Here is a 13,353-nt window from a genome sequence, read left to right as displayed (position 1 = left end):
CAAGTATGGTCGCTGTGCCGGATCGCGGCGGTTGCCGGTCGGATCGATTGACAAGAGGGAAGAGCTTTCCTAGTGTCCGCCCCATTGTTCACCGGATGACCCCATGACCGACGACGACCGCATCAAGCTCGAACCCAGCTGGAAGGAGGCCCTGCGCGCCGAATTCGACCAGCCCTACATGCACGAACTGCGTGAATTCCTGCGCCAGGAGAAGGCCGCCGGCAAGGAGATCTACCCGCCCGGCCCGCTGATCTTCAATGCCCTGAATTCCACGCCGCTGGACCAGGTGAAAGTGGTGATCCTCGGCCAGGACCCGTACCACGGCCCGGGCCAGGCCCACGGCCTGTGTTTCTCGGTGCAGCCGGGGGTCCCGACGCCGCCGTCGCTGGTGAATATCTACAAGGAACTGCACCGCGACCTGAACATCGAGATACCGCGGCACGGCTACCTGCAATCCTGGGCCGACCAGGGTGTGCTGCTGCTCAACACCACCATGACCGTGGAGCGCGCCAACGCCGCGTCCCATGCCAACAAGGGCTGGCAGTTCTTCACCGACCGGATCATCCAGGTGGTCAGCGAGCACCAGCCGAACTCGGTGTTCCTGTTGTGGGGCTCGCATGCGCAGGGCAAGCGCAAGCTGATCGATGCCAGCAAGCACCTGGTGCTGACCTCGGTGCACCCGTCGCCGCTGTCGGCGTATCGCGGGTTCCTGGGCTGCGGGCATTTCAGCCGGACCAACAAGTTCCTCGAACAGCACGGGATGGCGCCGATCGATTGGCAGGTGCCTGCCCTTTAAAGTCTTGTTGTTGCTGAGGGCCTCATCGCTGGCAAGCCAGCTCCCACAGGGATCGCGTAACCTGTGGGAGCTGGCTTGCCAGCGATGAGGCCATCAGCATTTACACCTGCCTTTCGGCATCCCCCGCCATCCAGTGCCTGAACAACGGCTCTGCCAGAAACAGCACGAACAGCAGGCGCATCATCTGCAACGCCGTCACCAGCGGCACCGACAGTTGCAGCGTCTCTGCCGTCAGGCTCATCTCGGCAATACCGCCAGGCATCATGCCCAGGGTCAGCGAGCGCAGGTCCAGCCGGGTCGCCGCACTCAGCGCCAGGGCGGCGATCGCGGCAATGCCCATGGTCAGTGCCGTTGCCGCCAGGGTCCGGGCGAGAAACGACGGCGCCCGGCGGAAGAACGCCCGGTTGAAGTGACAACCCAGGCCACTGCCGATCAGCCATTGGCCGATCTGGCTGGCGCCGTCCGGCAACCCCAGGTGCAGGTTCCAGCCGATACTGGCGACACCCGCCACCAGCAAGGGCCCGAACAGCCACGGGTTGGGCTGCTTCAAGCGCTGCCAACCCCAGGCCACCAGCCCGCCGAGAGGAAACACCACGGCCAGCCAGACCCAGTCCACCGCTCCGGCATGGCTCAAAGGCACGCCTTCACCCAGCAAGTATTTGAACGCCGCCGGCACGCACAGCACCACCACCAGCACCCGCAGGCTCTGGCCCGCTGCCACGCGGCTGAGGTTGGCGCCATTGCGCGCACCGAGGTTGACCATCTCCCCGGAACCGCCCGGCATGCTGGAGAAGAACGCCGTCGCGCGATCTTCACCGGTACGCCGCAGCAGCCAGACGCCGACCACGCTGGAAAGACTGGTGATCAGCGCGCCGAAGAAGATCAGGCCGAAATGGCTGGCGACCTGTTCGGCCACATGCGGGGTGAAATGCAGGCCGATACCGATGCCGACGATCCACTGCCCGCATTTGCGTCCGCCGGGAATCTCGGCGAGCTGCCAGGGTGTCAGGCAGCGCACCAGGATGATCGCCAGCAGCGAGCCGACCATGAACGGCAACGGCCAGCCGATGGCGCTGGCCGCGAACCCGCCGGCCAGGCCGACCAGCGGGGTTGCCCACCATTGCCTGAAGGATGAATCAGACATTGGCCAGGGCGCGACGCTGCAGGACGCGACGACGCCAGATGCGGATCAGCGGCAGGGCCAGCATCAGCGCAGTGACCGCCCAGACCGCGAGGCTGATCGGGCTCGACCAGAGGATGTCCAGGGCACCGTTGGAGATCGACAGCGCACGGCGCAGGTTCTGCTCCATCAGCCCGCCGAGGATGAACCCGAGGAGGATCGGCGACAGCGGGAAGTCCAGCTTGCGCAGGATGTAGCCCATGATGCCGATGCCGACCATCAGGAACAGGTCGAAGGTGGTGGCGTGCACGGCGTAGACGCCGATCGCGGTGATGATCGCGATCACCGGCACCAGCGCCCAGTTCGGTACGGCAAGGATGCGGGTGAAGATGCGGATCATCGGGATGTTCAGGATCACCAGCATGATGTTGGCGATGAACAGCGAGGCGATCAGGCCCCAGACGATGTCCGGTTGCTGTTCGAACAGCAGCGGGCCGGGGGTGATGTTGTACAGGGTCAGGGCGCCGATCATCACTGCGGTCGTGCCGGAACCCGGAACGCCGAGGGTCAGCATCGGCACCAGGGCACCGCAGCAGGACGCGCCGATCGCGGTTTCCGGCGCGGCCAGGCCGCGGGCGTCGCCCTTGCCGAACTTGCCGCTGGCACCGGCGAGGCGCTTCTCGGTCATGTAGGCCACGGCACTGGCCAGGGTCGCGCCGGCGCCGGGCAGTACGCCCATGATGAAGCCGAGCAGGCCGCAACGGATATTCACCACGAACACCGAGGCCGCTTCCTTGAGGTTGAACAGCATGCGCCCGGTGGCTTTCACCGCTTCGTGGCCGTGGTGGGTCTTTTCCAGGAGCAAGAGGATCTCGCTGATGGAGAACAGGCCCAGGACCAGCACGACGAACTGGATGCCGTCGGCCAGGTGCACGCTGTCACCGGTGAAGCGGTACACGCCGCTGTTGGCGTCGATGCCGACACTGGACAGGAACAGGCCGATCAGGGCCGCGATAAAGGTCTTCAATGGCTTGTCGCCGGCCATGCCGCCCAGGGCGACGATGGCGAAGACCATCAGCACGAAGTACTCCGCGGGCCCGAAGGCGATTGCCCATTTCGCCAACAACGGCGCGAACAGGACCATGCCGCAGGTGGCAATGAACGCACCGATGAACGAACTCCAGGCCGACAGCGACAGCGCTACGCCGGCCAGGCCCTGGCGGGCCATCGGGTAGCCGTCGAGAGTGGTCATTACGGTGGAAGCTTCGCCCGGGATGTTCAGCAGGATCGAGCTGATCCGCCCGCCGTATTCGCAGCCGAGATAGACCGCAGCCAGGAGGATCAGCGCCGACTCCGGCGGCAGGCCGAGGGCGAAGGCGATCGGGATCAGCAGGGCCACGCCGTTGATCGGGCCCAGGCCCGGGAGCAGGCCGACCACGGTGCCGATCAGGGTGCCGCTGAGGGCGGTGACCAGGTTGTACGGGCTGAGGGCCACGCCGAAGCCCTGGCCCAGGTAACTCAAGGTATCCATATCAATTCTCCAGGACGTCGAGCAGGCCGAGGGGCAGTGGCACGTCCATTACCCGGTCGAACAGTACGTAAAGGGCAATGCTCATGAGGCCCACGATCAGTGCGCTGGAGGACCAGCGACCGCCGTACAGCCGGGCCATGGGCACACCGACGAGAATGCTGCTGATGATGAAGCCGAGGCTTTCGAAGGTCGCGGCGAAGACCAGCAGCAGGGCGACGCAGAGGCCGATCTTGTTCAGGGTTTCGCGGTCCAGCTCGGGCTCGTCCTCGCCACGCACGATGGGCGTGGGGCGGAACGCCAGGTAGAGCAGGGCCAGGCCCATCAGGCCGAGCATCAGCAGCGGGTAGGCGCGCGGGCCCACCGGTTCATAGGAGAAGGCGGCCTGGTAGGGCCAGGCCATCACGGCCAGGGCGGCACAGACCGCCAGCAGGGCCAGGGCGAAGATGCGTTGCAGGATCATCAAGAAATCCTCTTGGGGAGGGTGATTTCAGGCAATGCCGGAGGCATTTTGGCTGTCTTGAGGGCCTCATCGCTGGCAAGCCAGCTCCCACAGGTTCACCACTGTTCTTGCGAGCGGCGCGGTCCTTGTGGGAGCTGGCTTGCCAGCGATTGCGGTTACTGGATCAACCCGAATTCCCGGGCCAGCGACTTGTAGTCGGCGACCTGCTTCTTGACGTAGGTGTCCAGCTCTTCACCGGTCATGGCGAAGGGGAACAGTTCGCGCTGGTCACGCAGCTTGGCGAAGTCTTCGGACGCCAGCAGCTTGTCGAACGAGGCTTTCCACCACTGGTAGTCCTCGTCGCTGACCTTCGGCCCGACATAGAAACCGCGCACTACCGGCCAGACAATGTCATAGCCCTGTTCCTTGGCGGTCGGGATGTCCTTCATCTCCGGCTCGTCCAGGCGCTGCTCGGAGAACACCGCGAGCAGGCGCATGTCGCCGCTCTGGATATGCGGCATGGAGTCGGAAATGTCGGTACTGCCGACCTGGATATGACCACCGAGCAGGGCGGTGGCGATTTCGCCGCCGCCTTCCAGGGCGACGTAGCGCAGGTCGCGCGGGTTGATCCCGGCGGCCTTGGCGATCAGTGCGGTCTGCATCCAGTCCTGGCTGCCGACGGTGCCGCCGGAACCGATCACCACCTTGCCCGGATCCTTCTTCAGGGCCGCGACCAGATCGTCGAGGGTCTTGTAGGGCGAGTCCTTTTTCACTGCGATGGCACCGTAGCTGGTGCCGACCGCCGCCAGCCAGCGCACGGCGTTTTCATCGAAACGGCCGAACTTGCCCTGGGCCAGGTTCAGCAGCGAGCCGCTGGACCAGGCCACCAGGGTCCCGGCATCGCCCGGGCGCTGGGCGACCACGGCGTTGTAGGCCACCGCGCCGACACCGCCGGGCATGTAGGTGACGCGCATTGGCTTGGTCAGGATCTTCTCGTTGACCAGGGCGCTTTGCACCAGCTTGCAGGTCAGGTCGAAGCCACCGCCCGGCGAGGCCGGGGCGATGCATTCAGGGCGTTTCGGTTCGGCCGCCAGGACCTGGCCGGCGAACAGCAGGCAGCCGGTGGCAATGGCGATTCGGCGCAGTGAAAAGGTCATCTTCAGTCTCCGTAGCTTTAGTTGTTATAGGCGGATTACCACAGGGCGACGCTGTAGCTCACCAGCAGCCGGACCTCGTCCGCGTCGCGGGCGAAGCTGGAGCGGTAGGTGGCGTTGCGCAGGCGGACAGCCACGTTCTTGAACGTGCCGTTCTGCACCACGTACTTGAGCTCGGTGTTGCGTTCCCATTCCTTGCCTTCACTGCCGTTCGCCAGGCTGACGTTGTCGCCGTTGATATAACGGGTCATGAACGTCAGGCCAGGAACGCCCAGTTTGGCGAAGTCGTAGTCATAACGCACTTGCCAGGAGCGCTCGTCGGCCCCGGCGAAGTCGTTGATCTGGACGAAGTTGACCAGGTACGGGTCGGAGCCATCCAAATAGGGGAAGGCGCTGTCGCCGGACATGCTCTGGTAGGCGGCGCTGAACTTGTGGCCGTTGAGGCCGTAGCTGAGCATGCCGTTGAGCGAGGTGTTGTCGATCTTGCCGCCGCGGGCCTGGCCCTGGTCATCGCTGAGGGCCAGGCGCAGGTCGGCGCCGAAGGTGCCCGGGCCCCATGGCTGGGTCGCGGTCAGGCCGGCGAAGTGCTGGCGGTAGACGTCGTCGAGCTGGGCGAAGTGATAGCTGCCGGTGATGCGGTCGGTGAACTTGTAGTCCAGGCCGGCCATGTCGAAGTGGTTGCCGGCGACGGTGCCGAGGAAGCGACCGTTCTTGTTGTTCAGCGCGATGTCTTCCTTGTTGGTGTCATCGCGGTCCTTGGCCTTTTCCAGGCGGCCGCCGGTGAAGGTCAGGCCCTTGATCTCCTTGGAAGTCACCAGGCCGCCCTCGAAGGTCTGCGGCAGGATGCGCCCGTCGTTGGGCTTGAGGGTCGGCAGTTCGGGGATCAGGGTGCCGATCTTCAGCTCGGTGGCGGAGATCTTCACCTTGCCGGTCAGGCCAAGCTTGGAATATTCGTCGGCGGCGCGGCCGTTATCGTGGGTCGGCAGCAGGCCGGTACCGGTGCGGTCCGGGCTGGAATCGAGCTTGACCCCGAGCATGCCCAGGGCATCGACGCCGAAGCCGACGGTGCCTTCGGTGTAGCCCGACTGCAGGTTGAGCATGAAGCCCTGGGCCCACTCGTCGCGCTTGGATTGCTGGGCGCTGGTGCCATCGCGGAAGTCGCGGTTGAAGTACATGTTGCGGGTTTCGAAGGTGGCGCTGCTGTCTTCGATGAAGGCGGCCTGGCTCAGCGGTGCGACGCTGCACAGGGCGATGGCGCTGGCGAGGGAGTGACGGCTGGAAAAAGGACGACGGATAGGCGCGAACGCCCGAGGCTGTGCTGACAGCATCTGGATAAACCCCGTTTATTGTTCTTATTTGGTCGAACACTGTGGTTCGTTCTTCGACTCCCGGAAGAAGCCGTGAAGCGATGCTAGGGGCTCAACCTTTCGCTAACCTTTCAATTCACTTTCATTCCTGCGCCGGCTTCACAGGGGCCGCTTCCTCTGTAAACTCCGCGCCACTGAACGCGACGCGACCGGGAGAAACCCATGCGAGTGCTGCTCGTCGAAGACCATCTGCAACTGGCCGAAAGCGTGGCCCAGGCCCTGAAAAGCACGGGTTTGACCGTCGATGTGCTGCACGACGGGGTGGCGGCCGACCTGGCCCTGGCCAGCGAGGAATACGCGGTGGCGGTGCTCGACGTGGGCCTGCCGCGGATGGACGGTTTCGAGGTGCTGGCGCGCCTGCGTGCCCGCGGCAAGACCGTGCCGGTGCTGATGCTGACCGCACGCAGCGACGTCAAGGACCGGGTCCATGGCCTCAACCTCGGCGCCGATGATTACCTGGCCAAGCCGTTCGAACTGACCGAGCTGGAAGCCCGGGTCAAGGCCCTGCTGCGCCGCAGCGTGCTCGGGGGCGAGCGCCAGCAGCGCTGCGGGCCGTTGGTGTATGACCTGGATACCCGGCGCTTCACCCTGAATGACGAACTGCTGACCCTGACTTCCCGCGAGCAGGCGGTGCTGGAAGCGCTGATCGCCCGTCCCGGCCGGGTGATGAGCAAGGAGCAACTGGCCTCGCAGGTGTTCGGCCTGGACGAGGAAGCCAGCGCCGACGCCATCGAGATCTATGTCCACCGCCTGCGCAAGAAGCTCGACGGGCATGCGGTGGCCATCGTCACCTTCCGCGGCCTCGGCTACCTGCTCGAGCACCGTGATGCGTAACGTCGGCAGCCTGCGCGGGCGCCTGCTGTGGAACCTGGCGCTGCTGCTGGTGGTGCTGATGATCGCCAGCGGCCTGAGCGCCTACTGGAACGGGCGCGAGGCGGCCGACACCGCCTACGACCGCACCCTGCTGGCCTCGGCGCGGACCATCGCCGCCGGCCTGTTCCAGCGCGATGGCACCCTCAGCGCCGACGTGCCCTACGTCGCCCTCGACACCTTCGACTACGACAGCGTCGGGCGCATCTACTACCAGGTCAACGACACCCAGCGGCGCCTGGTTTCCGGCTACGAGAACATTCCCGGCCCACCTCCCGGCACGCCGCGCACCGATGACTATCCGGCGCTGGCGCGGTTCTACGATGCGAGCTACCGCGGCCAGGACGTGCGCGTGGTCAGCCTGCTCAAGGCGATGTCCGACCCGAACATGAGCGGCATGGCCGAGATCCGCGTGGCCGAGACCACCGAGGCGCGGGTGCGCATGGCCCGCAGCCTGATGGCCGACACCCTGCTGCGCCTGGGCATGCTGGCGCTCGGTGCATTGTTGCTGGTGTGGTTCGCGGTCAGTGCGGCGTTGCGTCCGCTGGAGCGGCTGCGCGGCGAGGTGGAAGAGCGCCAGCCGGATGACCTGCGGCCGTTGCCGGAGGTGGAGGTGCAGCATGAGCTGGGGCCGCTGGTGCGGGCCTTGAATCACTTTACCGAGCGCTTGCGCCGGCAGTTCGAGCGCCAGGGCCAGTTCATCGCCGATGCCGCCCACGAGCTGCGCACGCCGCTGGCGGTGCTCAAGGCCCGGGTCGAGCTGGGCCTGCGTTCGCAGGCGCCGCAGGTGTGGCGGGAAACCCTCGAGGATGCCGCGCAGAGCACTGACAAACTGACCCACCTGGCCAACCAGTTGCTGTCCCTGGCGCGGGTGGAAAATGGTGCGCGGGCGGTGGCCGAGGGTGGCGCGGAGCTGCTCGATCTCAGCCAGTTGGCCCGGGAACTGGGCATGGCCATGGCGCCACTGGCCCATGCCCGGGGGATTGCCCTGGCCCTGGAGGCCGAGGCGCCGGTGTGGGTGAAGGGCGAGCCGACCTTGCTCAACGAGTTGTTGAGCAACCTGGTGGACAACGCCCTGGCCCATACGCCCAAGGGCGGCAATGTGATCTTGCGGGTCACCGCGCCGTGCGAGCTGGAGGTCGAGGATGACGGGCCGGGGATTCCGCCGGAGGAGCGGGAGAAGGTGTTCGAACGCTTCTATCGGCGTGGGGTGCAGGGCACCGGGCTGGGTCTGGCGATTGTTGGCGAGATCTGCCGGGCGCATCTGGCAGAAATCAGTCTGCATGATGGCGAGAAGGCTGGGCTGAAGGTCCGGGTGAGTTTCAATCCGGTCCAATAGTGTTCTTGCGGGCCTCATCGCTGGCAAGCCAGCTCCCACAGGGTTCGGCAGCGACGCGGACACTGTGGGAGCTGGCTTGCCAGCGATGAGGCCCTAAAAGTTTTACCGGAACATCAGCCTGGCATCGAGCAGGTCATCCTCCGAGAACAACCCCGCCGCCGGCACCGCCAGGTGCCGATAGGCCGGCAATACCGTGGCAGGCCGCTCGCGCCCGGTGTTGTCACACAATGCCCTGGCAATCTGCACGATGTCGACGTAGTCCACCTGCGCCGAGTGCCGGTCCAGGTCCTGCACTTCCCCCGGCAGATTGGCCAGTTGATCCGGAAACTCCCAGACGCTGAGGATCTTGTCCCCCAGCACCGGGTGGATCTGCTCGATCACATGGTTCAGGCACACCGGGTCCGACAACAGTTCGTTGTGTTCCTCGGCATAGGTGAGGATCGGCAGCACGCCGATCTGGTGCACCAGCCCGGCCAGGGCTGCCTGGTCGGCCTTCAACTCGGTATAACGCGCAGCCAGTTCATAACTGACGCCCGCCACTTCCAGGCTTTTCGCCCAGATTTCGCGCATCTTCTGTTCAACGGTCTCCGAGCGGGCGTGAAAGATCTGCTCAATCACCAGGCCGATCGCCAGGTTGCAGCTGTAGTTGACGCCAAGCCGGGTAATGGCGGTCTGCAGGTCGGTGACCTCGGTGATCGCCCGCAGCAGCGGACTGTTGACCACCTTGATCAGGCGCGCGGCCAGGGCGGCGTCGCGGCCGATGACCTTGCTCAGGTCGGCGACGCTGATCTCGGTGTCTTCCGCGGCTTCGCGGATGCTCAAGGCAACCTCGGGCAGGGTCGGCAGGACCAGGTCGTCGTTGTCGATGGCGCGCAGCAACTGCGTTTGCACCATCTTGGCCAGCGTGTTCATGCGTGTCTTTCTCCCGCGTTCAGGGATGGCCCCGCCGGCACGCGGCGGGGCAGGGCGGGTTCAGCGCTGGATCTCGCGGTCGCGGTCCAGTTCGTAAGGCAAGGTCAGCAGGCTCAGGCGCGGGCCTTCGAGGCTGCCCAGGTGCAGGTTGCCGTCTTCCACGGAATCGGCGGTCAGCACGGCCAGCAGCTCGCCACGGGCGGCGATCACCACTTCGCCAACCGACGAGGCGTGGGTCGGCGAGAAGATCTCGCTGCCCGGCGCCGGCATTTCGCCTTCAGCCAGGGCCAGGCGGTACAGGCGACGCTTGAGCTTGCCCAGGTACTGCATGCGCGCGACGATTTCCTGCCCGGTATAGCAGCCTTTCTTGAAGCTCACACCACCAACGGCCTGCAGGTTGATCATCTGCGGGATGAACAGCTCGCGGGTCTGCTCCATGACCTGGCCGATACCGGCACGGATTTGGCCGAGCAGCCAGTCGTCCAGTTCGCCTTCGGGCAGATGCGCGACCAGTCGGGTGCGCACGGCGTCAGCCTGGACGGCAGGGGCCCAGAGTTCGACGCGGTCGTCGCAGACGCGAACAGCGATCAGGCCGTCGTGACGCACCGTGGCGCCGGCTTCGGCAGGGGCTTCGAGGTTCAGGGCGGCGAGGGCAGCGTCGCCGCCGGTCAGGCCGAAGCGTACCCAGGCGTCGCTCTCGTCGGTCAGCTTCGCCTTGGAGAACACCGCGTACTTCTTCAGGTCGGCCATCTGTGGCTCGAGCAGTTCGCGGGTCATCGCCAGGAGGAAGCCGTCGCCTTCCGGCAGGATGCGGAAGCTCGACTGCATCCGGCCCTTCTGCATGCAGCGCGAGCCGAGGCTGGAGGTGTGTTCGTCGAGATAACCGAGATGGCAGGTCAGCTGACCTTGCAGGAATTTGCCGGCATCGGAACCGCGTACGGCGAGGACACCTTCATGGGACAGGGTGCAGAAAAAAGCGGAATCGGCCATGGTTCATCGCAGGTAATTCAGGACTGGCGGCCATCATAGAGTGCGATGGGCAAAATAGGTAGCAGACTCACGGCCCACTCGACCAACGCCGTGTGCCCTTCGCCGGTTCGCTCTGTATACTGGCCGCCTTTCCGAGGAGGGCCCCATGGTCGAACAAACTGAACTCAACCGCCTGTTCTGGCACAGCCGCCGCGGCATGCTGGAGCTGGACGTACTGCTGGTACCTTTCACCCAGGAGGTCTACCCGACCCTGAACGAGACGGACCGCGAGCTGTACGTGCGTCTGCTGAGCTGTGAGGATCAGGACATGTTCGGCTGGTTCATGGAGCGCACCGAGTCGGAAGATCCGGAGCTGCAACGCATGGTTCGCATCATTCTGGACCGTGTCCAGCCCAAGTGACCGCTTCGAGTGTCGCTGGCAGGGCTCGAAGGTCCTGCTGGCGCTCTACCTTGCCTGCCTGGCGCTGGCCATCACGGCCCTGAGCCTGCTGGCGATTCCCCTGCCGTTATGCGTTTTCGGCCTGGCGCTGTGCCTGGGCCATGCCTGCTGGGTCATTCCACGGCAGATTCTCCTGACTCACCCCCATGCGATCACCGGCCTGCGCCGCGATGCCCTTGGCTGGCAGTTGTGGAGCGCCGCCCGTGGCTGGCACCCGGTACAGCTGCGCCCCGACAGCATGGCGCTGCCGGGGTTGGTCATATTGAGGTTTCGACGGGCGGGGCAGTGGTTCGCCCGCAGCCAGTGCATCGGCCATGACGCGCTGGAGCCGGTGCAGCACCGGCGCCTGCGGCTGCGCTTGAAGTTCAGTCGGAAAAGGTGGGCGGCGCCCCTGTAGGAGCGTGGCTTGCCCGCGAAGGACCGCGCTAGCGGTCCCAAAATCTCATTGTCGCCACTATTTTGGGACCGCTGCGCGGTCCTTCGCGGGCAAGCCACGCTCCTACGTGGGGTGGTCAAGGGGTCTGGCGTGGGGTGAGGATCGTGTCGATTGCCTCGGGTAGCATCCTTGGATAATCCAGCGTGTAATGCAAGCCACGGGACTCCTTGCGCTGCATCGCCGAATGAATCATCAGCTCGGCCACCTGGGCCAGGTTGCGCAGCTCGATCAGGTCGCGGCTGACCTTGTAGTTGCTGTAGAACTCGTCGATCTCGTCCAGCAGCAGGCGCACCCGGTGCTCGGCGCGCTGAAGGCGCTTGCTGGTGCGCACGATGCCGACGTAGTCCCACATGAAACGCCGCAGTTCGTCCCAGTTGTGCGCGATGATCACGTCTTCGTCCGAATCGGTGACCTGGCTGGCGTCCCAGCAGGGCAGGGCCCTGGGCATTTCGACCTGATCGAGCTGGGCAACGATGTCGGCAGCCGCCGAGCGGCCATAGACGAAGCATTCCAGCAGCGAGTTGCTGGCCATGCGGTTGGCGCCGTGCAGGCCGGTGAAGCTGGTTTCGCCGATGGCGTAGAGGCCTGGCACGTCGGTGCGGCCGTCCTGGTCGATCATTACCCCGCCGCAGGTGTAGTGGGCGGCCGGGACCACCGGGATCGGCTGGCGGGTGATGTCGATGCCGAAGGTCAGGCAGCGTTCGTACACGGTGGGGAAGTGGCTTTTGACGAACTCCGCCGGCTTGTGGCTGATGTCCAGGTACACGCAATCGACACCCAGGCGCTTCATTTCATGGTCGATGGCCCGGGCCACGATGTCCCGCGGGGCCAGTTCGGCGCGCGGGTCGAAGCGCTCCATGAAGCGCTCGCCGTTGGGCAGCCTGAGCAGGCCGCCTTCGCCGCGCAGGGCTTCGGTGATCAGGAAGCTCTTGGCTTGCGGGTGATACAGGCAAGTGGGGTGGAACTGGTTGAATTCCAGGTTGGCGACCCGGCAGCCGGCGCGCCAGGCCATGGCGATACCGTCGCCGCAGGCACCGTCGGGGTTGCTGGTATAGAGGTAGACCTTGGCTGCACCGCCGGTCGCCAGCACCGTGAAGCGCGCGCCGAAGGTGTCTACTTCGCCACTGGCGCGGTTGAGCACGTAGGCGCCCAGGCAGCGCTCGCCGTCGAGACCGAGGCGGCGTTCGGTGATCAGGTCCACCGCCACGCGCTGTTCCAGCAGCTCGATGTTCGGACGCTGGCGGGCCTGGTCGAGCAGGGTCTTGAAGATCGCCGCACCCGTGGCATCGGCAGCATGGATGATGCGCCGGTGGCTATGGCCGCCCTCGCGGGTCAGGTGGAACTCGAAACCGCCGTCGTCTACGCTGGCGTGCTCGTCGCGGGTAAAGGGCACGCCCTGGTCGATCAGCCACTGGATCGCCTCGCGGCTGTGCTCGACGGTAAAGCGCACGGCGTCTTCATGGCACAGGCCGCCGCCGGCATTGAGGGTGTCCTCGACGTGGGACTGCACGGTATCGGTGTCGTCGAGCACTGCGGCGACACCGCCCTGGGCCCAGAAGGTGGAACCGTTGGCCAGGTCGCCCTTGCTCAGGACGGCGATGCGCAGGTGCGAGGGCAGGTTCAACGCAAGGCTCAGGCCCGCGGCACCGCTGCCGATCACGAGGACGTCATGTTGTAATTGTTGGCTCATGTCTTGGAATTTCCGCGCGGAGCGACCACGTAGGACACTGGAATAAGGGCAGTGGTATCGGCACAATGGTCAAGCGTTTATGGCATTGTGGAACTATCGTGAATCGGGGTGGGCTGCCTTTATAGCAGTCCCGGTGCCCTGATTTCCACGTCATGACATTCAACTGCCTGCAACCGATGGGAACTTTCCTGGAATCATGAATATCCATAGAGGGTTGCCTGTAGGTCAGCAGCCGTGATGACGGGAGGCAACAGCCGGTTTCAGCCGTTG

Annotated in this window: 13 protein-coding genes; 5 read left to right on the top strand and 8 right to left on the bottom strand. The window is 65.2% G+C overall.

Annotation, left to right across the window (positions count from 1 at the left end):
• The first annotated feature begins 103 nt into the window (after nucleotides 1-103).
• The gene (gene ung / locus AC2CQI_RS14765) at nucleotides 104-796 is read left to right on the top strand and encodes a uracil-DNA glycosylase (protein WP_484577140.1); all 693 of its coding nucleotides are present in this window, start codon (nucleotides 104-106) and stop codon (nucleotides 794-796) included.
• A gap of 100 nt (nucleotides 797-896) precedes the next feature.
• Here the strand turns inward: ung and AC2CQI_RS14760 are convergent, their stop codons facing one another.
• From AC2CQI_RS14760 to AC2CQI_RS14740, 5 genes are all read right to left on the bottom strand, one after another.
• Nucleotides 897-1,940: an AbrB family transcriptional regulator gene (locus AC2CQI_RS14760; RefSeq protein ID WP_484577139.1), complete on the bottom strand. Its 1,044-nt coding sequence runs from the start codon at nucleotides 1,938-1,940 to the stop codon at nucleotides 897-899.
• A complete protein-coding gene (locus AC2CQI_RS14755) occupies nucleotides 1,933-3,447 on the bottom strand; it encodes a tripartite tricarboxylate transporter permease (protein ID WP_075801379.1) in 1,515 nt (504 codons plus the stop codon). The genes AC2CQI_RS14760 and AC2CQI_RS14755 overlap by 8 nt, the downstream gene beginning before the upstream one ends.
• A gap of 1 nt (nucleotide 3,448) precedes the next feature.
• Nucleotides 3,449-3,907, bottom strand: a complete 459-nt coding sequence (locus AC2CQI_RS14750) for a tripartite tricarboxylate transporter TctB family protein (protein ID WP_484577138.1) — start codon at nucleotides 3,905-3,907, stop codon at nucleotides 3,449-3,451.
• Nucleotides 3,908-4,062: 155 nt separating this feature from the next.
• Nucleotides 4,063-5,049 carry a Bug family tripartite tricarboxylate transporter substrate binding protein gene (locus AC2CQI_RS14745; protein ID WP_484580621.1) on the bottom strand — a complete coding sequence of 329 codons (987 nt, stop codon included), beginning with the start codon at nucleotides 5,047-5,049 and terminating at the stop codon, nucleotides 4,063-4,065.
• Nucleotides 5,050-5,078: 29 nt separating this feature from the next.
• Complete coding sequence (locus AC2CQI_RS14740) at nucleotides 5,079-6,368, bottom strand: OprD family porin (RefSeq protein ID WP_484577137.1); 1,290 nt, start codon at nucleotides 6,366-6,368, stop codon at nucleotides 5,079-5,081.
• Between the two features lie 201 nt (nucleotides 6,369-6,569).
• Between AC2CQI_RS14740 and AC2CQI_RS14735 the strand changes: the two genes are divergently transcribed.
• Nucleotides 6,570-7,241, top strand: a complete 672-nt coding sequence (locus tag AC2CQI_RS14735) for a response regulator (protein WP_075801375.1) — start codon at nucleotides 6,570-6,572, stop codon at nucleotides 7,239-7,241.
• Entirely contained in the window at nucleotides 7,234-8,616 is a 1,383-nt protein-coding gene (locus AC2CQI_RS14730; RefSeq protein WP_484577136.1) for a sensor histidine kinase, read from the top strand. The genes AC2CQI_RS14735 and AC2CQI_RS14730 overlap by 8 nt, the downstream gene beginning before the upstream one ends.
• A 102-nt stretch (nucleotides 8,617-8,718) precedes the next feature.
• Here the strand turns inward: AC2CQI_RS14730 and AC2CQI_RS14725 are convergent, their stop codons facing one another.
• Nucleotides 8,719-9,528 carry an HDOD domain-containing protein gene (locus AC2CQI_RS14725; RefSeq protein ID WP_075801373.1) on the bottom strand — a complete coding sequence of 270 codons (810 nt, stop codon included), beginning with the start codon at nucleotides 9,526-9,528 and terminating at the stop codon, nucleotides 8,719-8,721.
• A gap of 60 nt (nucleotides 9,529-9,588) precedes the next feature.
• The gene (gene ygfZ, locus AC2CQI_RS14720; RefSeq protein ID WP_484577135.1) at nucleotides 9,589-10,518 is read right to left on the bottom strand and encodes a CAF17-like 4Fe-4S cluster assembly/insertion protein YgfZ; all 930 of its coding nucleotides are present in this window, start codon (nucleotides 10,516-10,518) and stop codon (nucleotides 9,589-9,591) included.
• 145 nt (nucleotides 10,519-10,663) lie between these two features.
• On the opposite strand from ygfZ, the gene AC2CQI_RS14715 reads away from it, so the two are divergent.
• Together AC2CQI_RS14715 and AC2CQI_RS14710 are read left to right on the top strand one after the other, a co-directional pair.
• Entirely contained in the window at nucleotides 10,664-10,918 is a 255-nt protein-coding gene (locus tag AC2CQI_RS14715; RefSeq protein WP_003252043.1) for an FAD assembly factor SdhE, read from the top strand.
• Entirely contained in the window at nucleotides 10,902-11,354 is a 453-nt protein-coding gene (locus AC2CQI_RS14710) for a protein YgfX (protein ID WP_484577134.1), read from the top strand. The genes AC2CQI_RS14715 and AC2CQI_RS14710 overlap by 17 nt, the downstream gene beginning before the upstream one ends.
• A gap of 115 nt (nucleotides 11,355-11,469) precedes the next feature.
• Here AC2CQI_RS14710 and nadB read toward each other — a convergent pair whose 3' ends face one another.
• Complete coding sequence (nadB, locus tag AC2CQI_RS14705; RefSeq protein ID WP_484577133.1) at nucleotides 11,470-13,083, bottom strand: L-aspartate oxidase; 1,614 nt, start codon at nucleotides 13,081-13,083, stop codon at nucleotides 11,470-11,472.
• Nucleotides 13,084-13,353: the final 270 nt, after the last annotated feature.

Source organism: Pseudomonas sp. P2S-1, from assembly GCF_057197725.1.
Note: the sequence above shows the minus strand (reverse complement) of the source record. Positions and strands in the feature narration are given on the sequence as shown.

Bases quoted from the DNA above. Each gene is read 5' to 3' on its own strand.
- ung (WP_484577140.1), top strand. From the start codon at position 104: ATGACCGACGACGACCGCATCAAGCTCGAACCCAGCTGGAAGGAGGCC.
- AC2CQI_RS14760 (WP_484577139.1), bottom strand. From the start codon at position 1,940: ATGTCTGATTCATCCTTCAGGCAATGGTGGGCAACCCCGCTGGTCGGC.
- AC2CQI_RS14755 (WP_075801379.1), bottom strand. From the start codon at position 3,447: ATGGATACCTTGAGTTACCTGGGCCAGGGCTTCGGCGTGGCCCTCAGC.
- AC2CQI_RS14750 (WP_484577138.1), bottom strand. From the start codon at position 3,907: ATGATCCTGCAACGCATCTTCGCCCTGGCCCTGCTGGCGGTCTGTGCC.
- AC2CQI_RS14740 (WP_484577137.1), bottom strand. From the start codon at position 6,368: ATGCTGTCAGCACAGCCTCGGGCGTTCGCGCCTATCCGTCGTCCTTTT.
- AC2CQI_RS14735 (WP_075801375.1), top strand. From the start codon at position 6,570: ATGCGAGTGCTGCTCGTCGAAGACCATCTGCAACTGGCCGAAAGCGTG.
- AC2CQI_RS14730 (WP_484577136.1), top strand. From the start codon at position 7,234: ATGCGTAACGTCGGCAGCCTGCGCGGGCGCCTGCTGTGGAACCTGGCG.
- AC2CQI_RS14725 (WP_075801373.1), bottom strand. From the start codon at position 9,528: ATGAACACGCTGGCCAAGATGGTGCAAACGCAGTTGCTGCGCGCCATC.
- ygfZ (WP_484577135.1), bottom strand. From the start codon at position 10,518: ATGGCCGATTCCGCTTTTTTCTGCACCCTGTCCCATGAAGGTGTCCTC.
- AC2CQI_RS14715 (WP_003252043.1), top strand. From the start codon at position 10,664: ATGGTCGAACAAACTGAACTCAACCGCCTGTTCTGGCACAGCCGCCGC.
- nadB (WP_484577133.1), bottom strand. From the start codon at position 13,083: ATGAGCCAACAATTACAACATGACGTCCTCGTGATCGGCAGCGGTGCC.